19 protein-coding genes and 1 pseudogene are annotated in these 22,440 nt (G+C 55.3%); all 20 read right to left on the minus strand.

Features of this window, described 5'->3' with window-relative positions:
- Window positions 1–91 precede the first annotated feature (91 nt).
- The gene (gene tri1 / locus CKK19_RS14935) at window positions 92–1,162 is read right to left on the minus strand and encodes an ADP-ribosylarginine hydrolase Tri1 (protein ID WP_038416222.1); all 1,071 of its coding nucleotides are present in this window, start codon (window positions 1,160–1,162) and stop codon (window positions 92–94) included.
- A pseudogene (locus CKK19_RS14940) lies at window positions 1,159–2,492 on the minus strand (PAAR domain-containing protein). The gene tri1 and the pseudogene CKK19_RS14940 overlap by 4 nt, the downstream one beginning before the upstream one ends.
- 2 nt (window positions 2,493–2,494) lie before the next feature.
- Window positions 2,495–3,289 (minus strand): DcrB-related protein, encoded by a 795-nt coding sequence (locus tag CKK19_RS14945; protein ID WP_038416224.1) that lies wholly within the window; start codon window positions 3,287–3,289, stop codon window positions 2,495–2,497.
- 11 nt (window positions 3,290–3,300) lie between these two features.
- Window positions 3,301–5,229: a type VI secretion system Vgr family protein gene (locus tag CKK19_RS14950; RefSeq protein WP_225455173.1), complete on the minus strand. Its 1,929-nt coding sequence runs from the start codon at window positions 5,227–5,229 to the stop codon at window positions 3,301–3,303.
- An 84-nt stretch (window positions 5,230–5,313) separates the two neighbouring features.
- Window positions 5,314–5,730 carry a hypothetical protein gene (locus CKK19_RS14955; protein WP_022648397.1) on the minus strand — a complete coding sequence of 139 codons (417 nt, stop codon included), beginning with the start codon at window positions 5,728–5,730 and terminating at the stop codon, window positions 5,314–5,316.
- 52 nt (window positions 5,731–5,782) lie between these two features.
- Window positions 5,783–6,529 carry an ankyrin repeat domain-containing protein gene (locus CKK19_RS14960; protein ID WP_063853572.1) on the minus strand — a complete coding sequence of 249 codons (747 nt, stop codon included), beginning with the start codon at window positions 6,527–6,529 and terminating at the stop codon, window positions 5,783–5,785.
- Between the two features lie 11 nt (window positions 6,530–6,540).
- Window positions 6,541–8,007, minus strand: a complete 1,467-nt coding sequence (locus CKK19_RS14965; RefSeq protein ID WP_063853530.1) for a hypothetical protein — start codon at window positions 8,005–8,007, stop codon at window positions 6,541–6,543.
- Window positions 8,008–8,032: 25 nt separating this feature from the next.
- Window positions 8,033–9,466, minus strand: coding sequence for a serine/threonine protein kinase (locus CKK19_RS14970; protein WP_063853531.1), 1,434 nt, complete (start codon window positions 9,464–9,466; stop codon window positions 8,033–8,035).
- Between the two features lie 24 nt (window positions 9,467–9,490).
- Window positions 9,491–12,106 carry a type VI secretion system ATPase TssH gene (gene tssH / locus CKK19_RS14975; RefSeq protein ID WP_225455174.1) on the minus strand — a complete coding sequence of 872 codons (2,616 nt, stop codon included), beginning with the start codon at window positions 12,104–12,106 and terminating at the stop codon, window positions 9,491–9,493.
- Window positions 12,107–12,144: 38 nt separating this feature from the next.
- The gene (gene tssG / locus CKK19_RS14980) at window positions 12,145–13,188 is read right to left on the minus strand and encodes a type VI secretion system baseplate subunit TssG (protein ID WP_063853532.1); all 1,044 of its coding nucleotides are present in this window, start codon (window positions 13,186–13,188) and stop codon (window positions 12,145–12,147) included.
- A complete protein-coding gene (gene tssF, locus CKK19_RS14985; protein ID WP_063853533.1) occupies window positions 13,185–15,056 on the minus strand; it encodes a type VI secretion system baseplate subunit TssF in 1,872 nt (623 codons plus the stop codon). Before tssF ends, tssG begins: the two co-directional genes overlap by 4 nt.
- 2 nt (window positions 15,057–15,058) lie before the next feature.
- Window positions 15,059–15,622: a type VI secretion system baseplate subunit TssE gene (tssE, locus tag CKK19_RS14990; RefSeq protein ID WP_015570336.1), complete on the minus strand. Its 564-nt coding sequence runs from the start codon at window positions 15,620–15,622 to the stop codon at window positions 15,059–15,061.
- The gene (locus CKK19_RS14995; RefSeq protein ID WP_063853534.1) at window positions 15,615–16,427 is read right to left on the minus strand and encodes a type VI secretion system accessory protein TagJ; all 813 of its coding nucleotides are present in this window, start codon (window positions 16,425–16,427) and stop codon (window positions 15,615–15,617) included. Before CKK19_RS14995 ends, tssE begins: the two co-directional genes overlap by 8 nt.
- 9 nt (window positions 16,428–16,436) lie before the next feature.
- Entirely contained in the window at window positions 16,437–17,423 is a 987-nt protein-coding gene (locus CKK19_RS15000) for a hypothetical protein (RefSeq protein ID WP_022651409.1), read from the minus strand.
- Between the two features lie 16 nt (window positions 17,424–17,439).
- Window positions 17,440–18,237: a PP2C family protein-serine/threonine phosphatase gene (locus tag CKK19_RS15005; protein WP_063853535.1), complete on the minus strand. Its 798-nt coding sequence runs from the start codon at window positions 18,235–18,237 to the stop codon at window positions 17,440–17,442.
- Entirely contained in the window at window positions 18,234–20,009 is a 1,776-nt protein-coding gene (gene tagH / locus CKK19_RS15010) for a type VI secretion system-associated FHA domain protein TagH (protein ID WP_032624080.1), read from the minus strand. The genes CKK19_RS15005 and tagH overlap by 4 nt, the downstream gene beginning before the upstream one ends.
- A 511-nt stretch (window positions 20,010–20,520) precedes the next feature.
- A complete protein-coding gene (locus CKK19_RS15015) occupies window positions 20,521–21,306 on the minus strand; it encodes a hypothetical protein (protein WP_409249382.1) in 786 nt (261 codons plus the stop codon).
- Window positions 21,307–21,315: 9 nt separating this feature from the next.
- Window positions 21,316–21,510, minus strand: coding sequence for a hypothetical protein (locus tag CKK19_RS15020; RefSeq protein WP_225455176.1), 195 nt, complete (start codon window positions 21,508–21,510; stop codon window positions 21,316–21,318).
- Window positions 21,511–21,556: 46 nt separating this feature from the next.
- Window positions 21,557–21,910 (minus strand): T6SS amidase immunity protein Tai4 family protein, encoded by a 354-nt coding sequence (locus tag CKK19_RS15025; RefSeq protein WP_063853536.1) that lies wholly within the window; start codon window positions 21,908–21,910, stop codon window positions 21,557–21,559.
- Window positions 21,907–22,389: a type VI secretion system amidase effector protein Tae4 gene (locus tag CKK19_RS15030; protein ID WP_023300327.1), complete on the minus strand. Its 483-nt coding sequence runs from the start codon at window positions 22,387–22,389 to the stop codon at window positions 21,907–21,909. The genes CKK19_RS15025 and CKK19_RS15030 overlap by 4 nt, the downstream gene beginning before the upstream one ends.
- Window positions 22,390–22,440: the final 51 nt, after the last annotated feature.

The raw sequence follows: 22,440 nt of genomic DNA on the forward strand, positions 1-22,440 counted from the left end.
TGACACGCAGGGATGTTTTTAGCTAACAAAACATTAGGTACAGACAAAGAAAGAGGCACGGTACAATACCCGTGCCCGATGACTAATATAATTATAAAAAATTATCCTCTGGAGCTCTATCGAACAGTTCACCAGCCATTTTGGCGATACGTTCGTGCTGTACGAGTTTGCTTTTCCACTCCTGCGGAATACCGGAATAACCATATAATGCTCCAGCGATTTGTCCCGCTGTCGCCGCAACGCTGTCAGCATCATCGGCAAGATTGGCGGCCAGCAGAATCGCATCCCGGAAGTTATCAGTATTCCATACGGACCACATCGCGGCCTCAAGCGTATCGATAACATAACCACTTGAACGAATCTGATCGCGAGTTTTTTGCTTATATTCACCCGCATTTATGATCATTACACGCGCGCACAAAGGAAAAACATGAGGCGAAAAAGCTTCTTCTTTTTGATAACCGTTAATTAAATAGTGCAATACCAATCCGAGAAATTGGCATGCATTAATTGACTCTACCGCGCCATGAGTTGCGCGACTCTGAGCCTGGGATTCGAAGTAAATCGCACGCAGCGATTTTCGACGAAAGATAGACACCGGAGCTTGACGAATAACCCCAGCATTACCAGCAGTGTGTTTTTCTGTATTACCATACCAGGAAGGCCCGATACGCATATACTGTTCAAGCGCAAATCGCGTCGTATTGCCAATATCGAAACAACGACCATTACTGCTATTATCACCGTTAAGATACCATTTGACGAGATATTTTCTAAGTACATCGGTATGCATTCTGTTTTCTGAAAGATAAGTTTCCGCCAGACATAATGCCATGGACGTATCATCTGTCCATTCGCCAGGTTTTAATTGGAAAGGTCCGCCACCAATCATATCCGCTACATGTTCACTGTCTCTTTTCTTAAACTCGAGAGTAGTGCCGACTGCGTCCCCAACAGCCAAACCGACCAGCGCCCCAAGTGCTTTATCACGTGAAATATCTTCAGTCGTAATTAAAGGTAATGTTTCATCCCAGGCTTGTGAAGAAGTTAAACCATCAATACCGTTGTTTTTTATTGCCTTACGGACATTAATTGGCATGTATGAACGATAGCGATCGGCATAATGATTTATTTCAGAGTCTTCAGTATGAAGGTCGATCATGGTATTTCCCTTAATTCTATATTTGTTATCCCAAGCTCATCTGACCTGCTGATAACCTCAAACGATGTATTAGGCTTAAATAGCACTTCAGTCTCTGTTGCATTGAATTCTGAAAGGAAGTCAATTTTCCGACCGGAAAAACCTTCAATACGCATTTGGATAGGACCGCTGAAGCCTTGATTAACATCAGTACTAACAAAGGCTGGATCGATAACTGTTTTGCCCGGAGTATATCCTTCCAATATGTGTGAAGGTAAGCTGTTCATCCCGCGGTATGTCTCTCCACTAAAAGCAGGAAGCTGGTCCAAGCCATCATTTATATGTTGAGTAAATGCTTCCATTTCTTTAGTCATTGGTTTCATACCTCGTAATGCTGGGTTTACCATTTTGTAGCCAGGATCGGTAGTATAACCATACAATGCGCCTACTTGCTCATCACTGAGTAAAGCAGACAAAGCAGGATCACGATTCTCCGCTAATTCTCTACCACGAGTGATCCATTTTCGGCTCGTTGTTTCCCTACGGCTTCGCTTAAGCTCATCCTTGGCGAAGCAGGGGCTGTAACGGGTTCCGCACTAACGCGCGACATTGATTTACCAGCCCGCCACGCATCAAACCTTGCACCACCCTTCATGCCAGCCCCGCCGCCGATAACAGAGCCGATCAGCATCCCCCATTTCTGCCCGTCGCTGCCTTCGCCAAACAGCATTCCACCCGCGTAGCTACCAACAGTGCCACCGCCCATCGCACCGAGGGTACTCAGAAGTGCGATTGCCGGACTGGCCAGCACCGCCATCGCTCCGGCACCAACGGCGAGCATCGTCCAGTTTACCCATTCAGGGATTTCAGGGCTTATTTCATCGGTCTGAACTTTGCTTCCACCAATAATAACATTACGCGATCCCTGACTAATCTCAGCGCTACACGTCAATTTATCGCCAATGCGGGAGGCGGGAAAGTTGTTGATGTAAACCTTTATCGACCCTTCCGCAACCCGTTGCAAGCTACCGCTGTGCTCGTCACACTCTCCGGCTGACAGATGAGCGCGGATAGCCTTTCGGCTGTTGATAAAAACATTGGGTGAACCTTCTTTCAGCGTACCTGTCGTGTGGCGTGGAGCCCATGACATACTGCCGAGGAGTTCTCCTAACCCACCCGCAGCACATGCACCAGCCGCAACGGCAGAAACAGCAACCAGCGCGGTCCCTCCAGTGACGACAACGGCAGCAGCGCCCAGAATGGCCCCACCAACCAATCCTGCAATCATCCAGCCTTTTGAGGCTGTATGAGCAATCTCATCATCTTCGCGAGCGGCCAGACATTCGGACATAATTATTCGGCACGCTGTGCCATCAGATATCCACGTATCCGATCGGGTGTACTAAGTTGGTCAGAGCCAGCGACCTGACGGCAAACGGAAAGCTGTGAAAGCAAGTGATGTGACTCGTCTGCGAAAGTCGTCCACAGCGCGTAACGAAGGGGTTGGCTGCCCGGAACGGGGGCAATACTGAGCGGTTTACCCTGTTTATCAAAAAGCAGATATTGCCCCTCTTTCGCCCGCTGAAGCGAAAGATGTCCATAAAGTTCCTGAATTTTTTCAAAAACACTAAGTACCTTACTCTCAACATCAAGCGCAAAAAATGGCCCCAGGCTGTCGGCAGCGAGCATGTCTTTAGTTTCGGTCAGAGCTGGTTTGTGGAATTTAATACTGCGAATAATTTCCCAGTATTGATTATGATAATAATCGCTGAATTCGCCAGGACATGTGCCAATATAACACACCAGCTTTTGTCCGCCAGGATGGTCACCGAGCAAAATCACCGTCTGCTTCTGAAAGATGGCTGAGTTATCATTTTTAAATTGATAAAAAAGCTCTACCGCCGGGTGACCATCAACAGAAGTCATCTGAGAGGATTCAAGACGAAAATCGGGCACCGTGATTTCCAGCTCTCGTACCAGGCGAGTTGCCGCATCATGAACTTTATCTTCATGTTTAGCACTCGCACGAGAAACAACAAAAGTAAACTCACTTGCTCCATTATCACTCAGGGTAAATAAATTCATTGTTCTGTCTTTAAATACATCGGGTAAGGCGAGAGTTGCTTCCTGAAGAATATATTCGGCCATTCTGATCACTCTTACTTATTGGCATTAATTACAAAAAAACCATCTACTTCCTGCTGGATTTCGCCCTGAAGAGATGCACCAGGCGGATCGATGACGTTTCGTCCATCATCAGGATTCAAATGTAATTCGCCGGAGAGTGTATTAATTTGTGCAGTCTGTTTTGCAGTAAAGTTAAAGTTATTACCAATGATATGAACGCTACCGTCTTTGGATAGCTCGAGGGCACTCTCACCACATTCCAGTCTCAGCGTATTCCCTGCGGAAAGTATAAAGTTGTTAACGACTTTATCGGTTCGACTCTTACCCGTCAGGCATATCACATCGCCTTTAATCCCTGATTTCTGGTTTTTCGCTACCCGTAACGTTTCATCTTCACCAACAAACTGGGTACGATTTTTTTCAGTAGAATGAGACTCGTCGTTTTTGACGTTAATATCCAGATTGCGCTCAGCCTGGATCCACACCTGCTCTGCGCCCGCCTTGTCCTCAAAGCGCAGGGCGTTGGCGTTGTCCACTGAACCGTCTTTCGTGCGGCTCATAAAGCCCATCTGCGTTGCCGCAGCCGGCAGCGCCCACGGCGGCATGCTGGCTTCGTTATACACGCGGCCGGTGATAATCGGACGGTCCGGGTCGCCGTTGATAAAGTCCACCACCACCTCATCGCCCACGCGCGGGATTTGCACCCCGCCGTAGCCCTGGCCCGCCCATGCGCTGGAGACACGCACCCAGCAGGAGCTGGTGTCATCGCCCTTCGCCAGCCTGTCCCAGTGGAACTTCACCTTCACCCGGCCATATTTGTCCGTCCAGATACTCTCCCCCTGCGGCCCCACGACTTTCGCCGTCTGCGGGCCGTAGGTCCGCGGCCACGCCGTGCTCTGCGCCGGACGGTACGACACCGCCGCCGGGATAACGGTGAAATCGGTGCGGTGAATGGTTTCCCCCTCGCCGCTCGCGTATCGGTTCTCCTCGAAGTGGTAACCCGCCGCCGTCACCAGATACTCGCCGTTATCGCTGAAGAACGGCGCGTTGGTCAGGGTAAAGATGTGGCCCGGCGCAATGCCCGCCGCCGTGGCCGTCGCCTGAATCTGCTGATGCTCCACCTGCCAGCGCTCCTGACGGATACGGGCGTAGAACTCCGCATGGCCTGTCTCCACAAAGCGCCCCGGCCAGTCGTACACATCGATGCTGCCCGGTTTCGGTGACGCCGGGTTCTGCTGGGCCTGGAAAAGCCACGCGTTCGGCTTGCGGAAGTCGTAATCATCGAGGCTGTAAATCCCCGGCGTCACGCTGTCCTCCAGCGCCCACTGGCTGATGCCCTCTTCATTCGTACTGCCGCCGGACGGCGTCTGATGGTAAGGAATGACCTCATAGCCGCTGAACGGCTGATGCTGCGTCGCGGCGTCGGTCAGTACCAGGGTGTGCTTGTCCGCCTCGTGGCTGAAGTGATACGCAATCCCCTCCAGCTCCATCAGGCGGCTGATGAAGTCCAGACTCGACTCCTGATACTGCACGCAGTAGTCCCACACCCGGTAGCTGCCGGTGAGTTTGTCTTCGAGGTTAACCTGATGCTCACCCAGCAGGGTTTTGACAATCTGTGGTACCGTCTGGCCCTGGAAAATCCGCAGGTTACGGTCGCGCTTCATCGGCCACAGGTCCGGCTCCACCGTCAGCTGGTACACCGCATAGCGGGTGCCCGTCAGCTCCAAGGCACTCACCGCCACGCGCGTCACCTTGCCGTTGATATAGCGGGGGGTAAGCAGGTTCTGGGTGGGGATGGTCACCGTGACCGGCTGACCGAGCAGCCTGCTGCGGTCAATGCGCGCATCCGTGCCGAGCAGGGTCAGCGTCAGCGCGAACGACTCCGACATCGCCTCGCGGCCGGAGAGTTTCCAGAAAAGCAGCCCCTCAACCGGGAGCTGAACGGTAATTCGGTTGAGCATAATCTTTATTCCGTAATGGTTTATGCTGAGAGTATTTTTAACGCAAGGTTTTTTTAAACGTGAATGTTCTGGTTGTTGGCCGTCTTACTCTTTAACCGGGGGCCATTCCCCTTCATATTTATAAATCCACAGGGAATAGATTTTCAGAAACTCTGACAAAAAGAACAAAAAGCCATTTAGCCAGACATTCATCACGCCCGTGAAACTTAACACCAGGGGAAAAAGGGAAACTGAGTAGCGAAATCCAACCAGACGCAGTATTTCCTGGTAGAGCGCCAGTCTTCTCGCGTATAAATTCCGGGCGAAGAAGCACCATGCTGAGGCAATAAAAGAGAGCAACAACAAGAAATCGAGAATAAAGAAAAGAATAACCAGAGCGCTATACCCACCAGCAGACAGCGTGTTCACAACCGTACTGAAGGCGTGTATATCGGAAATAAAAGGGATTCTGTCATGTCGCACGGACTGGGCACAATAGAGCACAATGGCCAGGGCATCCATGCATCCCCAGAAAACGAAAACCTTTTCTCTGGCGTTCATGACAGTTGAGCAATCACTTAACCGGCGCGGGTGGCCATTCGCCCCCCTTCTGGATGAGCTTCTCTTTTATTTCGTTTAATTTCTCGTAATGCTCACTGCCTCGGTCAAGTCCATTCAGCGCGTCCGCGAGCGCATTGCTCATCGACCAGCCATTTTTGGCCTTAATTGACGGATCCGCTCCCCGATCGAGCAGCAACAAGACATGATCGTAAGCCTGGTTATCCAGCGCATCAAACACCAGCGTTTTACCCAGTGAGTTGGTTGAGTTGACGTCAGCACCGCGATCGAGCATGGCTTCCAGCGTCTCTGTATTTTTCGCTTTAAGCGACTGGAAGACGATCGGTTCGTGGAAAACCTTATCTTTCACGTTGGGTGAGAGGCCACCGTCCAGCATCGCGTCGATCCAGTCCGCACTGTCTCCCTTTAGGGCAAATTCAGCAGGACTGCTTTTTCCCTGCGGTCGAGGCTGGAGCGGATCTGCGCCATCCTTAACTAGCAACGTAATCACCTTTAAATGGCTCGACGTTTTTTTAACATTAATTGCGTTGCCAAGGGCCCAGAAAAGCAGGGTCATATCCTGCTTTCCTGGTTGATTAAGGTCGCTGTCTGGCGCAAGCGTCTTCACCGCATCGACGTCGCCTTCCTCAATCGCTTTCGCCAGTTCAAGCTGCTGGCCGCTGAAGTAGTCCTGTGGATTAAGGTCCATATCCTGCTTACACCCCTGAATCATGAATAAAAAACATAACGCGACAAAAGCCATCAACCTTTTTTTCACAATCGACTCCCGATTATCGAAATATCCTCATCCTTCTGTTGCTCTATGCAATCAATCGCTTGATTAATTCCGTGGCGGTCCAGCGCGCTTCCGGTTCCACCGGGAAGATCATGGGGTATTCCGGCAGCATTAGGGCTCAGTGCAGAGATTTCCTCTTTGAGGATCCACGAAGGGACATGCCCTTTCATCGTTTTCAGATCTTCCCAGGGGTTAACTTCCTGAATCTTCGTCAGCAGTTCACCTTCAACCCGATACGCCTGGATATTATCCGTATTGCCTAATATCTTACCGCCGTATTTTTCTACGGTTCCGACATTGAGGCCGGCGGCGTTAAACGTCCACCCCGCTTTCCCGCTGCCCATAGAGGTTGCAGAGGCGAGACCACCGCCAAGGGAATGACCGGCAATATCAATATTCTGCCCTGACCTTGCCAGCTCCTTACCGATACTCACGGCCTTTTTATAATAATCTGAAGCCATACCCATGCCCTGTGAGAAGTTATTCGACCAGTCAGCCCCGTTTACCACCGGCGCCAGTTCCCCTTTGGTCAGTAGAGAGGAGACATTCTCAGACAGAGAGGCGAAACCAGGCTCGCGCGATCCCCTGAATACCAGCGTGGGGTTCATATCTGCACCAAACACTTCCGGCTTCGGTTGATAGACGCGCGCCAGAAAATTGGGGGACGTATCATCGTCAAAGAGCATGGATTTGTTCAGCCCGAACTTTCCTAACAGCGCATCGTCATTACTGATATCTGTCCATCCCTCCGGCACGCCCGGTGTGGTTTCGAGCGGGTTCACGGTCTTATAAATATTTTCCGCAAGCTTCGCTTTTTCCACCGCGATATTATTCGCTGCCAGACGTTTCGCGGCGATCTGGGCATCCGGATAAAGGCTATTGCTCCCCTTCGCAATCAGATCCTTACGCGCCTGCCAGCGTTCTGCTTTGGTCATCTTCTGAAGCTGCCCGGCATAGGTTTTACCGTCCTTACCGGGAGTAGGTTCATCCGGCACCTGTGCCGTTTTAGATTTCACTACCTGTTTTGGCAGTACCGTTGGCGCAGGGCGAGATCCGTACGTTCTCACCATGGTTTCGTAGCAGTCAACAATCGTATTCACCGGATACCAGCCCAGGCCGACCAGCGAGGCAGCCTGGAGTTGCCCTTTGGCGTTGATATAAAAAATTTCCGTTACTGATGACCAGTCACGAAAACTTTCGTCAATGGCAACCACTCTGCCCATCTCTAAATCCTGCGCGATCAGCGTGCGGGTATCGCGCCCGGACTGATAAGGATTCGCACCGGTGATCGTGCGCAGCAGATCGTAGCGCGTGAAGAGCGAGCGCAGCGAATGGTCGGGAACCGACATAATCCACTGTCCGGCAACGGACGGGCGGATTATTTTCGCAAACAGCGCTGGCGAGACGTTCTCGTGGAACAGATAGACAAACTTGATGTTATACATTCGCTCCGTCCTGTTACCCGCAGGCTTACGGATTCACCAGCCAGGTGCCTGGCTTCGCAATATCCAGCGTCTGGGTACGCGTTCTTCCATTGCCTTCCAGTTCAATGCGGGTCTCGCCTGCAGGCAGTTTCAGCGATGCGTAACCGTTATTCCCCGGACGCAGCGCTTTCGGCTCGCCGTTCACCTTCAGCGTCTCGCCATCAAGCATGCGGATATAGACCAGCGCGACCGGGCTGGCGTCGACAGGCGACGCACTCTGCTGCGCCGTAGCAGGTGGCGCTACCGGCTCGCTCACGTCGGCAGTGGCCGGTCTGGTTTCCGCTGCGGCGGAGTTTTCAGCCGGAGGGCTCACGGCAGGGGTTTGCGCCGTCTGCGCTGGCGTTCCCTGGCTGCCGCCGCCGAACAGCATCGCACCGGCAACCACCCCAACCAGCACGCCCGCGGCCACCAGCCCCGGAAGCTTGTAACGTCGCCAGTCCAGCGCGGAAGCAGATGTCTTCTCTTCCACCGGCACCAGCATCGTGCCGGTCTTCTTCGCGGTCAGCACCTCGTCGATACCGGCGACGGGCATCTCGATCAGCGCCGCGAACTCCTCGATGGATTGCGGACGGTCTTCCATATGCAGCGCCAGCGCCTTGTCGATGGCCTGAAGCAGCGGAATGGAATACCCCTGCGGCATCAGTTCCACCAGTGGTTTGCAGGTGTCCTGAATCGAACGCACCACGCTGACCGGTGGCGGAGAGCCGACGATGAGGGTGCGCAATACGGCGCCGAGCGCGTAGATATCCGTCCACGGCCCCTGCTCGCTTTCATTGTCGTCGGTATACTGCTCGATAGGCGCGAACCCCGGACGCAGCATGGTTTCCGTCTCATCCGAGAGATTACCGATGGTGCGGCGCGCCGATCCGAAATCAAGCAGCACCGGCAGGCCGTTATCCTGAATCTGAATGTTATCCAGCGAGATGTCGCGGTGCAGGTAGCCCTCATCGTGGATCGTTTTGATGGCGCCGAAGAGCATTGGCAGCATGCGGCGGATCCACGCCTCGTTAATCAGCTCCGGTTTCTCTTCGCGCAGACGCGACAGCGTGGTGCCGCTGTAAAACAGCGTCCCCATATAGGCCGTGTCGTTTTGCACCCAGAAGCGCAGCACGTGCAGCAGGTTCGGGTGGTTAAAGCGCGCCAGCAGGCGGGCTTCCTGGATGAAGCTGTTCAGACCGGCAGAAAACGCTTTGCCGAAGCGCTCGCTGCGCAGCACCAGCGTCATATCCTCGCCGCGCACGGCGAGGGAGGAAGGCATAAACTCTTTGATAGCGATAGTGCGTTCGAGCTGGTGATCCCAGGCGCGATAGACGATGCCGAATCCGCCGCCGCCAATCACCTCTTTTATCTCAAACTCATTGAAACGGTACCCGACCGGGAGCGCGTTTGGGACAGTCCGATTGTTATCATTATCCGTCATCTTTTACAGTTCTCTTGATGATTATTACGCGGCAAACTGACAGTGGAACTCGCCCTGCTCGCAGGTGACATGCAGACGTCGGTACTGCTCGTCGCTGCGGCTGGCGGTAAGTAAAATCTGGCTCATCTGAGGCAGCAACGTATTGGTCAGAATCGCATCCACCATACGCCCGCCCGACTCAACCTCGGTACAGCGCTGAACAATCTGTTCGACCACGCTGTCGTCAAATTCAGAAATAATATTGTGATTCTCTTCCAGACGACGCTGAATGCGCCTGAGCTGAAGACGCACAATCTGCCCCAGCATCTCGTCGCTCAGAGGGTAATACGGCACCACCAGCAGGCGGCCCAGCAGCGCAGGTGGGAACACCTCCAGCAGCGGCTGGCGCAGGGCGCCGCTTAACGCATCAGGATCCGGCATCAGTTCCGGGTCGGCGCACATGGCTGCGATCAGCTCGGTACCGACATTAGAGGTCAGAATAATAATGGTGTTACGGAAATCAATGTGACGCCCTTCGCCGTCCTCCATCCAGCCCTTGTCGAAGACCTGGAAGAAGATCTCGTGCACGTCCGGGTGCGCTTTTTCAATTTCGTCCAGCAACACCACGCTGTAGGGACGGCGGCGCACGGCCTCGGTTAAGACGCCGCCTTCACCATAGCCCACATAGCCCGGAGGCGCACCTTTTAACGTCGAAACGGTGTGCGCTTCCTGGAATTCACTCATGTTGATGGTAATGACGTTCTGCTCGCCGCCGTAAAGCGACTCCGCCAGCGCCAGCGCGGTTTCGGTTTTGCCCACGCCGGACGGCCCGCAGAGCATAAATACGCCGACCGGTTTGTTCGGATCGTCAAGCTTCGCCCGCGAGGTTTTTACCCGACGGGCAATCAGATCCAGACCGTGACGCTGACCAATAACCCGCTGGTTCAGCGTATCAGCCAGGTTCAGCACCGCGTCGATCTCATTTTTCACCATCCGGCCCAGCGGGATCCCGGTCCAGTCCGAAACCACCGCAGCCACCACGTTTTCATCGACCGCGGCAAACAGCAGCGGTTCGTCACCCTGTAAGGTCTTCAGCGCCTGCTGCTGTTCTGCCAGCTGGCCGCGCAGTTCAGCCGTATCCTCATCACTCGCCGCAAACAGTGCGGCACGCAGACGGATAATTTCCTGCACCCGCGTGCGCTCTTCTTCCCAGCGACGAGCCAGGGCCTCGCGTTGGGTTTCGAACGCGTCACGTTCGGCGCTTAATGTCGCCACGCGCGCCGGATCGCCCGCCCCCACGCGCGCTTCGCGTTCGGCAATCTCCAGCTCCACGTCCAGGGCCGCCAGATGACGCAGGCAGTCTTCCAGCTGGGCAGGCGGCGCGCTCTGGCTGACGGCCACGCGCGCGCAGGCGGTATCCAGCAGCGCCACCGCTTTATCCGGCAGCTGACGCGCAGGAATATAGCGATGCGACAGTTTCACCGCCGCGCTGACCGCTTCGTCGAGGAGTAAAACCTGATGATGAGTTTCCAGCGGCGACACGGTGCTGCGCAGCATCAATACAGCTTTCGCTTCATCCGGCTCGTGAACCTGTACGGTCTGGAAACGGCGGGTCAGCGCCGGATCTTTCTCAATGTATTTTTTGTATTCCGCCCAGGTGGTCGCGCCGATGGTGCGCAGTTGCCCACGCGCCAGGGCAGGCTTGAGCAGGTTAGCGGCATCACCGGTACCCTGCTGGCCGCCAGCGCCAATCAGGGTGTGGATCTCATCGATAAACAGAATAATCGGCGTGGCGCTGGACTGCACCTCGTTAATCAGCGCCTGGAGGCGCGCCTCAAATTCCCCTTTCATGCCCGCTCCGGCCTGAAGCATGCCGATATCCAGCAGCCACAGCTGAATGTTTTGCAGCGGCTCAGGCACGTCGCCGTCAGCGATACGCAGCGCCAGCCCTTCCACCACCGCCGTTTTCCCGACGCCAGCTTCCCCGGTCAGCAGGGGGTTGTTCTGGCGACGACGCATCAGAATATCGACCATCTGGCGGATCTCTTCATCGCGCCCCACCACCGGGTCAATTTTCCCATCCCGGGCGCGCGCCGTCAGATCCTGACCATACTGCGCCAGCGTGCCCTGCGCAGCCGGTACTGCCCCGGCAGCTGCGTCCGCAGCGGCGGCGGCCTGCTGGCTCTCTTTGCTGCTGGCGCAAATAGCGTCGAACTGCTCGATCAGCACCTCGACGTTAAGACGGGTGAACTGCGCCGAAATACTTTTCAGCACGTTAGCCAGATTCCACGTTTTCAGTATGCCGATCAACAAATGGCCGCCGCGGATGCGGCTGACGCCAAACTTCAGCGAGCCGTAGACCCAGGCGCGCTCGACGGCGCTGTCGATATGCTCGGAAAGGTCAGAGACGGAACTTGCGCCACGCGGCAGGGCATCCAGCGCCGCCACGATATCGCGCGTCAGCTGCTGTTCATCAAGGGCGAAGTGACGGATGACCTGTTGCAGATCGCCATCCTGCTGCTGCATCAGCTGATGCAGCCAGTGCACCAGCTCAACGTACGGGTTGCCGCGCAGCTTACAGAAGGCAGTCGCGCTTTCCAGAGAGGTAAATAACAGCGTATCCAGTTTGCCGAAAAGCACGGCACGGCTAATTTCTGACATGTTAGTTTCCATTAACAATGATTCGGTATACGGAAGGATTATCGCTCTGCGCGATACACCAGATCGCCACGCGGAACAGGCTGAGGCTGAAGGCCCAGCCAGGTGTTGTACCCTAATCGCCCGGCGCTGCCGAGCGTGGTGCCCTGCACCGCATCGGCGCGCAGGATCACCCGTGTTTCCCATTCAAATTCCACTCCGGCGTACTGTCGCACCCAGTCGCGCAGCTCGGTGACCCACCCTTCGCCCGGCAGAAAACGGTTGTATTCGTCTGCGCTCAACGGGCCAATCTCAAGACGAAATTTATGCTGCACGTCGCGTACCGCAATGCCGAGAAAAGCGGACTCCCCCATGCGCGGCAGGCGACGCCCCTCACCCAGCTGTGCCTGCTCCCGCGTTGAGAGCGGCATCCACTGCGGTACATTGGCCACCAACCTGACCGGAATGCTGAAATAGTTGCGCAGGATCTTCTCCAGCCCTTCCGGGTCCCGCCCGTGGCGGGTCAGGTGCCCGGCGTGAGTAAAGCGGGCATGCGGGCTCAGGCTGCCTTTCGACATCTGGCCGGGCTGACCCATGCCAATCAGCGATGCAAGATACCCTTCGAAGCGCCTGTTGTCGTCGCGATCCAGTGAAACGGCAGGCTGCGCGTCCGCCCAGGCGCGGTAAAACAGCAGCGTCAGGCGGTGGTGAAAGAGGTCAGCAAACGCGCTGAGGCTGTGATCCTGATGATGATGAATACGCTCGCGGGCATACTCGGTCATGTGCACCGGCAGTGGGCCGTTAGGACCAAACAGGCCGAAGCTCAGAATGGAAACCTCATGCAGTCCGTTCTCTTCCCGCTGCCGGACCTCGGCAACCGTTGACGGCGCAAACCCCATTGAAGGCTGCTGACCAATACGCAGCGGCTCAAATTTAGGCAGCGGCGCGCGCCCCAGCGGGTAACGTTCACCGCCCTGGGCATCAATACGTCTTAACAGCTGAAACAGATCGTAGCGCCACGGCGTCTCGCACACTCCGCGCCAGAACGCATCGGGCAGCGGCGTCAGGCGATGCACGCGCAGCGTTGCAGGGGCAACTTCACTCATACCAGCGCCCTTTTACCCATGCGCGGCGCCCAGTAGCCGATTTCGCCGCGCTGCTGGCTCTTGAGCGTGAACTCCGTAAAGCTGTTGATGGAGACCAGGCGGGCAAAAAGGCGTTCCAACACGCTGCCGAAAAGCCACGGGCTGGCACCGGAAAAGGCGCGTTCGTCCACCGTCAGGGTGATGCCGATCCCGCGGGCGAACACCACCGGGCCGGGTTCAGGCACGCGGCGGTGCACCGGCTCCAGCACGCAGTGACGAACGCCATCCACCTGACGGGCAACCGGCGTCTCGGCGAGGTTAGCGTACAGCCCTAACAGCTGACGCAGCGCGGCAGCGCCCTCTTCGTTTTCGCTGTCCATCAGGCTGAGGTAGTTCATTTGCAGCTGGCTGATGAGCCGCCAGGTACTGAACCCTTCCGCCAGCGCCGGACGCGGCGGCGTCGGGCCTTTACGCAGGGTTAACGCCTTCACCGGCATGGAGTCGGCCATAATAAACTGCCCAAGCTCCTGCTGGAGCATCAGCGGCAGGTCGCGGCTGGTACACAGCACCTCGGCGGAAATGTAGCGCAAATTCTCCTGCCACGGCGCGTGCTGCGCATCCACCAGCGAGACGAAGACCTCCGAGCCGATATAGCCCGTGCGGGTGCCGTAGCGCAGCGCGTGTTCAGAGAGGACGCGCTGTTCACGGCGCAGGGAAAAATAGGCGCCGTAGTTGCCCGCGTCTCCGCTCCAGGTACTCCAGAACGGACGAAACGTCTGGTCGTCCCGCTGACCATCCGCGCTGGCATAGATTTTTTTCACAGCATAAATTTCATAATCCAGCGGGCGGATGTTATCCACCACCAGATGATATTCATGCTGGCTTTCGCTCAGCTTCTGCCGGGCCGCCACTTTCGGGAACAGGTTGATCACCGGCGTACAGTGCAGCGCCATGTGGCTGGCATCCACCACGCGCTCCAGCTGATCGTCGCTTTTGTCGAGCAGAATGAAGATATCAAACGCTTTTTCGTCTTCGCAGCGCTGGATCAGCTTGCCCAGCCCGCTCAGGCTGATGAAGCGAAAACGCGCCGGGAACGCAAAGTACTCCTGCAACAGGCGATAGCCGTCGAAGTTACGCAGATCGTCCGGGAGCAGCGATTGATCCGTATCAAAGCCTTCCTGACGCAGGGCGTCAGACGACAGCAGCTGGCGCTGGGGCTGCTTGCTGACCGTCTGGCAGACAATACCCGCGTGGTGCTCCATCACCAGCTCCAGCAGCTTCAGCGCCTCGATGTCCGGGCCGCTTAAGAAGAACTCCAGGCGGTCAAAATCCAGGTGCCCAAGATGCTGCGGGCCATCGCAGGCAATGCGGATCCGTAAGGCGCTGCTGATCCCCCGCTGGCTCAGGCCGAGCTGGGCCAGCGGCAGATCGGCGGGAACGCCGCCCAGCTCGATCCGCTCAATTTTTAACGGCAGCAGGTTGACCTCGTGCGCCGTGGTATAGCTGCACGTAACGCCGGTTTTTTTCAGCGCCAGGCTGTCCATCATGGTGCCGCGCGGCACAATAAAGCCTTTGCTCAGGTCGCCCCGGCTGCTGTCGGGCTGAATCTCAGCGATCGCCATCGACGGCGTAGGCGCCAGGTAATTTGGCGCAATCATCTCCAGCATACGCTGTGAAAAGCGTGGAAATTCGGCGTCCATTTTCATCTGCACGCGGGAGGTCAGGAAGGCGAAACCTTCCATCAGGCGCTCAATGTACGGATCCGCCACTTCGATGCCGCGCATGCCGAGCCGCCCCGCCACTTTTGGGTAGCGTTCGGCGAACTCCGCGCCCATCTCGCGCAGATAGGCCAGTTCACGGTTGTAATATTCGAGCAGTTTGCTTTCCATAATTACCCCGCATCCTTCAGTTCAAAATGGCCGTTCTCAAGATCGACGTCGGTGCGAAAAAGAAACTCCAGCGGATACGGTACGCACCACAGGCGGCCTTTGATTTCGATAGACAGCACGTTGTGCAGATCTAATGAGGAGGTATCGGACACGCAGCGAACCTGAAGCCCCTGCGGCAGGATCCGCGGTTCAAAGTTAATAATCGCTTCGGTGAGCTTGCGCTGAATGTCGTGCCATTCGATATCGGACATTCTTTTCCCCGCCAGCGGCGCGACGCCAAAGTTAACGACAGAACGGCTCACCTGCGTCAGACCACTCAGATCGCTGGAGGCATCGTGGTTAATGGTGTTAAACAACCACTGTAAATCCCGCAGGACGTTACGACGCAGCGCGGCGTGGGTAATCAGATTACTGTTGGCGGACTCGCGTTTTTTTTCCGGATCGTTATCCGTCAGGCGATCCAGCAGTGACGGCTGCATTTTGTCGCGCGCCCCCACTTTCTCCTGCCTGCTGCGGGCCTGCCAGCCGCTGCGCAGCAGATCGCCTTCGCCAGCGGGATTACTCATCCGCGCCATCCGCGGCGAACGTCACCAGGCTCAGGGTGAGCATCGGGCTTTCGCTTAGCTCACTCAGCCAGGCTTTCTGCCCCATGCCTTCATACAGGGTGCCGTCATCGTCGAGTGGAAGCCACTCGGTGGTGCGCCCCAGCTTAACGCTGTCTGGCGCTCCGTCAGCAAACGGATAGCGCGCCGGGATCTGACACACCTGCTCGGTGCCGTCCGTGAGGCGGACCAGCGCATGACGCCACACCAGATCGGTCACGCTGGCCGGAGCCTGAAAACGGATCGTGTCGATGGCGCAGAACGGCACCCAGAAATAACGGCCATTGACCAGGGTTTCACACACCGGCCCCAGACGGGCATCGCCGTCCATCAGCCATTCAAAGGTGTGGCTCTCTTCATTCTCCAGCGTGACCTGCCCGCGGCTTGCCGGGGCCTGTTCGAGTGCCGCCAGGCGCAGCGTTTGCGCATGCCCTGCGCTTTCGGTCAGCGCCTGGGCTAACGTGGTCAGCCACGGCCACTGCGCCTCGGGCATTGCCGGTCGTACCTCTCCCGCGAACACGCGCGCCCGCTGCTGTTCACCCTGAATGGCCTGCTCCAGCAGCGTCACGGTTGGTTTTGCCTGCGGCTTCAGCGCCAGCCAGCTTTTCAGCTGGGTCAGGGCGCGCGCCCAGTTGCCGCTGAGGATCAGAAACTGCACAAACGCAGCGCGCAGATCGGCATCCGCCGGACGAGCTTTGATTTCGGCTTCCAGGCGAAGCAGCGCGTCGCTAATCGACTCACCCGCCAGACGTTGATAAAGCGTATTCATAGCCCCTCCTTAATTCGCCGCGCGCCAGGCGCCCACAGCCGGATCGCGTAGCTGCGGACGCAGCGTGTCAATCAGAACAACATTCAGCTCCGCGCCCGGTGCAACCCATGCGCTCCAGATCTTCTTCACCTCTGCGATACGCGCCTGGAGTCTGGCGTCGTCGCTGGCGATCTCACGGGTGATTTCCACCGCCACCGTGCCGTTGCTCTTCCAGCCGTTCAGGGTGCTGTCGTACGGTAGGATCATCCAGCTCTGGTCGCTGTTCGGGGTGCTGAAGACCATGCGCTCTTTGTTAACGGAGGTAATCAGCGCCTTTTCAGGATCGACCGCGTTGTTCAGTCCCATCACCGGGAAGCCGTGAATGTAGGTGACCGGAATCGCTTTCTGCGTCCCGTTACGATTCTGCGTCACCACGGTGTGGCCGCTGAGCCAGCTGCCGTTGCCGCAGCGAGTGGTGTCGGAATCGGGAATAAACAGCGCTGGCGCGGAGGAACCGCCCTCCCAGAAAGTGCGCAGGTGGCAACCGTCCTGAAGGGTGAACTCCTGCCATGGCGTACGATCTGCCGCCACGGTGTGCGTCTCCGGATTCTGGTCAGGCGGTAGCAGCGCGCCTGAGGTGGTGGTCGTTGCCGCCGCCGTTTCCTGCTGTTTCACCACCAGCGCCCAGTCCTGCGCTTTAGCCGCTGTGCCCCGGGCAAGCGTCGTGCCTTCCGGATCGTTAAGCGTCCAGTTCAGGGTATTCAGTTTGCTACACTGGTGCTCCAGCAGCGAGCCAAGGCGCGGCACGAAGTTTTCCAGCACCGAAACCTCTTTCTTGCCGTTCGCCACGATACGCAGCGCCACGTCCGCCTTACACCAGCTTTGCGGCGTATTGTCTTTAATGTTGTCGATCCAGATATCCAGCTTCTGCGCAGGAGACTGCACGATGCGGAAGTTTTCAGCCTGTGCGGTGGTCGCCACCGTCAGAAGAGCCAAACCCGATAGCCAAAGTTTCATATCAATCCTTGTGTGTCTAATCAGTTCCGCAGGGAAGAAATTGTGCTGCGTCAGAGAGCGTATGCAGCAAAGTGGTGTCCTGAGGGTTGCCCATCCACACCGCCACGGCGGTATAGTTATCCTGAGCTTTGCCCACCTGTTCAGCATTCTTTTGAATGATTTGGTTCATCAAGGTCAGCCACTCCTGTGGCGTATTGACCATGTGCAGCGACTGTTTCATCTGCTCTTCGCTGACGCCGTGCCAGAAACCGTCGGTGCAGAGTAAAAACGCATCACCGTCTTCAACCTGCACGACATCGCTGTAGCTCGCTTCCGGTCCGCCATTCTCAATACCCAGCGCCAGATACAGGAGGTTGCTGTTGAGATCGTCGGTCTGATGCCCGGCATCTTTCATCTGCTGCACCAGGCTGTGGTCGGTGGTGACGTGCCACAGCCAGCCGCGGCGAAACAGGTACAGGCGGCTGTCTCCGGCGTGCGCCCAGTAAGCCAGACGGTAATCCCTGTCGATAAACAGGCTGACCAGCGTGGTGCCCATCCGGCGATAGTCCTGCACGGCCTGTTGTTCGCTGAGGATGGTGCGGTTCGCCGTTTGGACGTAGTCACGAATATGCTGCGCATTCAGGTGCTTGTCGCCGTCAAAGCGGGAAATAATGCTGTTGCGGGCCAGCTCAGCGGCCACCTCGCCGCCCGGCAGGCCCGCAATGCCGTCACAGACGACAAAGCAGGCTGAACGTTCCCCAATGGTTTCTCCCGTCTGATCCTGGTTGCTGGCGCGCGTCCCCTGGCGGGAGAGAGAAGCCGTTGCGATATTCATTTTTCTTCCGATCCGCTTTGTGAGTCTTTGTACTGATTGACCTCCATGTCATAGGCATGGAGGAAGGCTTCGCCAAACAGGGTATGGAAGTCGTCCTCGATCTCGCCCGCCGTCTCGCCATAGCTGCGAACAAAATAATCCCACAGCGCGGCTTTACGGCTGCCCGGCAGCGCCAGGCGTGACGTCATTCCGTTCTGTTTCGCCTGCTCTTCCAGCTGTTCCGGGTTAAAGGATTGCAGCATGGCGGCGATAATGGCGCGGATACCGGAGATCATCCCCAACTGGTGCGCCTGCAGATCGATCAGCGCATCACGCACCGATTTGGTCGGCGGCATAAAGCCCGGCATCGGCGTGCCGAACATCTGGATCAGGACCGTTTTACCGGTTGGCAGCAGCTTGAACGGGTTGTTGGCATCGTCAAGCACCATGGTCATATCGGCCTTCACCCCGCGCTTGAGAATGGAGCGCGAGGAGAGCAGCGCCACGGTTCCCTGCGAGAACATGCCCAGGATCTGCCCCAGCTGACGCATATTTTCCCGGTCAAACTGCGGCACCGGCTGCATTTCGCTCAGGCCCATGCCCTCCAGCAGCGCCTCCAGCAGTTCGCCCTGAAGCACCTCGCCCCGCTCGCCGGTCTGCGCTGAGGCAGCAGGCGATGCAGCGTTTTTAACCGGGTCGATACGCAGGCGGCCTTTCGGTGCCTGCGCGTTGCTGCGCGCCACGGCCTGCGGCGTTGGCATGGTGAAGCCAGCGTAATCGGGACGCGCGGGCTCTTCTTCCGCGCGCGGCGCGTCCTGTGGTTCAGTCGGTTCCGGATCGAACAGCGGTGAACTGGCCAGCGCATCCTCTTCCTGTGCGGCTTGCGCTTCAGGCTTTGGCTCCGGCTTATCAGCCACGATTTCATCCGGATGGGTTAACGGCGCGCCGCCCATCAGGCCGAGAGGGTCATCGTGACGCGCGGCAGGTGCGCTCGCCGACCCGCCAAACAGGGCTAACGGATCGAGTTCGTCCGACGCCTCTTCCTTTGGCTGGGCAGGTTTGCTTTCGTCCGGCTGTACCAGCGTTGAAGGGGTGACATCGTCAAAGATGCTCTCTTTTTTAAACAACGCTTCATCGCTGAACAGCGTGTCCGGGTCCACGTTTTTACGTTCAAGCGACGGATCGGCATCGTTGAACATCGCCAGCGGGTCTTCGGCATTCCGCTCCGGGGCCGCAGGCTGGGAGAACGGGTCGTGGGAGGCCGCGGGCTGTGGCTTTGCCCGATTGCTGGAGATGCTGTCGGAGATGGAGAACTCCTGCATCAGGCTGTCCCAGATTTCCGACGGCACGGCCGTAGGTTCAGCTTTTCCGCGAGGCGCGGCGCTGGCCGGTTTCGGTTGTGCCGCCGGAGCAGGTGTCGCCGCTGGGCGCGCCTGCTGCATGCTGGCCGCCATGCGGCTTACGGGCTGGGTGTCATGAATGAGTTCGCTGACTTCAATGCGATAATCATCAATACCGAGAATATCCCCATCCTGAAGCTCAACCTGACGCCCACGCTCCAGCGGGATATCATTCAGTACCACGCGGGTAACGCTGCCGCGGTTCGTGACGCGGCATTCGCCACTGGCGTCGACGTGAACGATGGCCTGCAAACGCGAGATGGTGCGGTCATTATCCGGCAGCACCAGATTGTTATCCGTACCGCGCCCAATGGTGCCGCCCGGGGCATAAAAATCACAGCTGCTTTGCGGCGGCTGATGACCGGGTTTTGTAGAAATAATCGTGAATCGCATGGCGTATTCCTGCTGGTATGATTAGCGCTCAAACGCTGCCGCTCTCGGGGGTGAAAACGGCGGGGTTTGGGGGTTAATTCAGAAAGGCATCATTTAAATTTCAGAATAGGATTACATATTATTAACGATGGAAAGAATTAACAGCACTAAAAATATAATAGTGGCAATAATGATTTTTCTTCTGTACGACTTAACCCATGATAACTCAAAGGCAGACAAAATTTCATTGCACGACTGTGGCTCAAGCCAACGACACTCAGTGAGTCTCACACGCTTACCCTGTAAGATCCGTGATAAAATTGTGGTGAGAAAACCAAACCCCCAGAATCCAAGATTTTGCCAGGTTTGATAATCTTCTTTTTTGAGCAACTGTTGATTTGTGAATATCGAATATATTTGGTTAACCTGGCGATGTTTTTTCCGATAGTCTATATAAAATGAAATAACCAGGATTATAAAGGCAGCAAAAAGACATATAATAACAGCAGAGTAAATATTATTAAAAATCACTTTATTCTCCGCTAAAAATTAAGTTATTGAGCTGTTCTCCTGCAAACCCACCGATTTGTGTTCCACCCGCAGCCCCGACTGCACCAACCACTAAACCACAGATGAGTGTTCCTGTCCCCGCTGTGGGTACACCTAATGCAAGACAAATGGGAGCCGCCAGGGATGAGCCTAATGCAGCACCAGCGACACCGCCTCCAAATTTGCTATATTCAGTCACTGCAACCCTGCTGCACTCATTTTCTCTTCCAGTGGTGCAGGCATGATAAACTTCGTTAGACGTGTTAACAAAAGAAAAACCTAAAGCAACCCATCCGCCTGCTTTCAGATAAGAGGTGATTTTGGCAGTTCTGTCAATATATGTTGAGTAACCTGGGATTGCGCCAATCCCAACAGTACTCCATTCATGGACAATTGATTTCGTGGAAAGCCCTAATGCTCTCTTAAGATCCGCATAATCTTTAAACTTAAGCTGTTTTTTAGTTATTTTATTTAACAAGGGTTTCAATTGTGCGAAAAGCGCATTGCGCTCAGCATAAAACTGTTGGCCGAAAAGCGCACCTTGTGTTCTGTACTGATTTTGATAGGTAGCTTCAATTTTAATTAAAATATTTTCTATTTGCTTAAAATAAGACTCACCAGCACCACTCACACCACCGACGATTGTATCGCCCCAGCCTGTTATGGCTTTTATATTATCATAATTATTTTTCAAAAATTCAGCAGTGGCCACGTCCAAAGTCGCAAGCGCGTTGGTTACCTTCTTTTTCGCAATGGCTAAACTATTAATCTGCTGTGTTTAATTATCGCTACGTGGATCAGCGACAATTAATATTTGTCCAGGCTTGAGCCACGCAGTGTCTTTATTCAATTGCATAAAATATTCGGATTTTTCATTGCGCACATTGCCAAATAGCTGTCTTGCCTGAAAATCCAGAGTGCCGGGTTGCTGAACAACACAGTAACCTGGAGCAACGTTTGACGGACTTGCCATGGAAACTCCTTGTATTCTTTTTAATTTTTTAGCTTCTGCAGAAGATTTATTTTTGCACACTGAGTTGGCGAATCACATCGCTATGGGAAATTAGGCTGCACTTTAAAACCTCATAGTTTACCGGTGCTGTACCACCTAGCTTCTGTTTCAGTAAGGTGTTAATAACCTCGTCGGCCTTTTCGAAATTCTCGGCAGGCAGGTTACTGGCTTCCAGCCATGCTGCGGCGCTTGCCTTTGCATCATTTTTCAGTGTCGTACTATCCGCAATCTTTCCGATACAGCGATTTTGCACCCAGTTTTCAAAAATCTGTTGCTGAGAAAAGGTATTAACGTTCGGCAGAGTTTGGGCGAAGGTATATGAGGTATTCAACGCCAGCACGAAAGCGAGTAAATGTTTCATTTCAGGCTCCAGAGCGTAGCGCTGCCAGGAATAAACGAACCATTACCGGGAGAACCCAGAAAATGGCAATCATCGGAGCAAATATTCCCATTCCAGAGCGTGACATGTCCAGTGGCATCGCTCCAGCCATGACCGGTAAAGATGATAATGCCTTGCTTACCTGCAAATTGGCCTGGTGTTGGAGACGTCACCGTCAGATCTGCATTACCCAGTACGGTTGGCAGAAAAGCAATCATATCCTTTACGCGATACATGTAACGTTTTTTATCACTCCCCGTAACCGTCGCATATCTACTGTTGGCGGGAATTGGAACGCCACAATAATTTAAAACGTAGCTCATACGAATGGGGCATGCATTTTGAAAAATTCCGGCTTCGATATTGTGCTGGACTTTTCCACCCAATAATTTACCCACCGTCTCGACATTGACATTAACTTCTCTGAATCTGTTCCAGGCGGCACCAAAAGCAGGACGCATAAGTATTTTCCCTTTTAAAAAGCACAGGATAAAGTGAGCCCTTTCGGGCCC

The sequence above is a fragment of the Enterobacter sp. CCUG 70166 genome (assembly GCF_020224095.1).
Taxonomy (GTDB): domain Bacteria; phylum Pseudomonadota; class Gammaproteobacteria; order Enterobacterales; family Enterobacteriaceae; genus Enterobacter; species Enterobacter intestinihominis.

What these genes read in the sequence shown, in the direction of transcription:
- tri1 (WP_038416222.1), bottom strand. Translation starts at nt 1,162, where the DNA reads ATGATCGACCTTCATACTGAAGACTCTGAAATAAATCATTATGCCGAT.
- CKK19_RS14945 (WP_038416224.1), bottom strand. Translation starts at nt 3,289, where the DNA reads ATGGCCGAATATATTCTTCAGGAAGCAACTCTCGCCTTACCCGATGTA.
- CKK19_RS14950 (WP_225455173.1), bottom strand. Translation starts at nt 5,229, where the DNA reads ATGCTCAACCGAATTACCGTTCAGCTCCCGGTTGAGGGGCTGCTTTTC.
- CKK19_RS14955 (WP_022648397.1), bottom strand. Translation starts at nt 5,730, where the DNA reads ATGGATGCCCTGGCCATTGTGCTCTATTGTGCCCAGTCCGTGCGACAT.
- CKK19_RS14960 (WP_063853572.1), bottom strand. Translation starts at nt 6,529, where the DNA reads ATGGCTTTTGTCGCGTTATGTTTTTTATTCATGATTCAGGGGTGTAAG.
- CKK19_RS14965 (WP_063853530.1), bottom strand. Translation starts at nt 8,007, where the DNA reads ATGTATAACATCAAGTTTGTCTATCTGTTCCACGAGAACGTCTCGCCA.
- CKK19_RS14970 (WP_063853531.1), bottom strand. Translation starts at nt 9,466, where the DNA reads ATGACGGATAATGATAACAATCGGACTGTCCCAAACGCGCTCCCGGTC.
- tssH (WP_225455174.1), bottom strand. Translation starts at nt 12,106, where the DNA reads ATGTCAGAAATTAGCCGTGCCGTGCTTTTCGGCAAACTGGATACGCTG.
- tssG (WP_063853532.1), bottom strand. Translation starts at nt 13,188, where the DNA reads ATGAGTGAAGTTGCCCCTGCAACGCTGCGCGTGCATCGCCTGACGCCG.
- tssF (WP_063853533.1), bottom strand. Translation starts at nt 15,056, where the DNA reads ATGGAAAGCAAACTGCTCGAATATTACAACCGTGAACTGGCCTATCTG.
- tssE (WP_015570336.1), bottom strand. Translation starts at nt 15,622, where the DNA reads ATGAGTAATCCCGCTGGCGAAGGCGATCTGCTGCGCAGCGGCTGGCAG.
- CKK19_RS14995 (WP_063853534.1), bottom strand. Translation starts at nt 16,427, where the DNA reads ATGAATACGCTTTATCAACGTCTGGCGGGTGAGTCGATTAGCGACGCG.
- CKK19_RS15000 (WP_022651409.1), bottom strand. Translation starts at nt 17,423, where the DNA reads ATGAAACTTTGGCTATCGGGTTTGGCTCTTCTGACGGTGGCGACCACC.
- CKK19_RS15005 (WP_063853535.1), bottom strand. Translation starts at nt 18,237, where the DNA reads ATGAATATCGCAACGGCTTCTCTCTCCCGCCAGGGGACGCGCGCCAGC.
- tagH (WP_032624080.1), bottom strand. Translation starts at nt 20,009, where the DNA reads ATGCGATTCACGATTATTTCTACAAAACCCGGTCATCAGCCGCCGCAA.
- CKK19_RS15020 (WP_225455176.1), bottom strand. Translation starts at nt 21,510, where the DNA reads ATGGCAAGTCCGTCAAACGTTGCTCCAGGTTACTGTGTTGTTCAGCAA.
- CKK19_RS15025 (WP_063853536.1), bottom strand. Translation starts at nt 21,910, where the DNA reads ATGAAACATTTACTCGCTTTCGTGCTGGCGTTGAATACCTCATATACC.
- CKK19_RS15030 (WP_023300327.1), bottom strand. Translation starts at nt 22,389, where the DNA reads ATGCGTCCTGCTTTTGGTGCCGCCTGGAACAGATTCAGAGAAGTTAAT.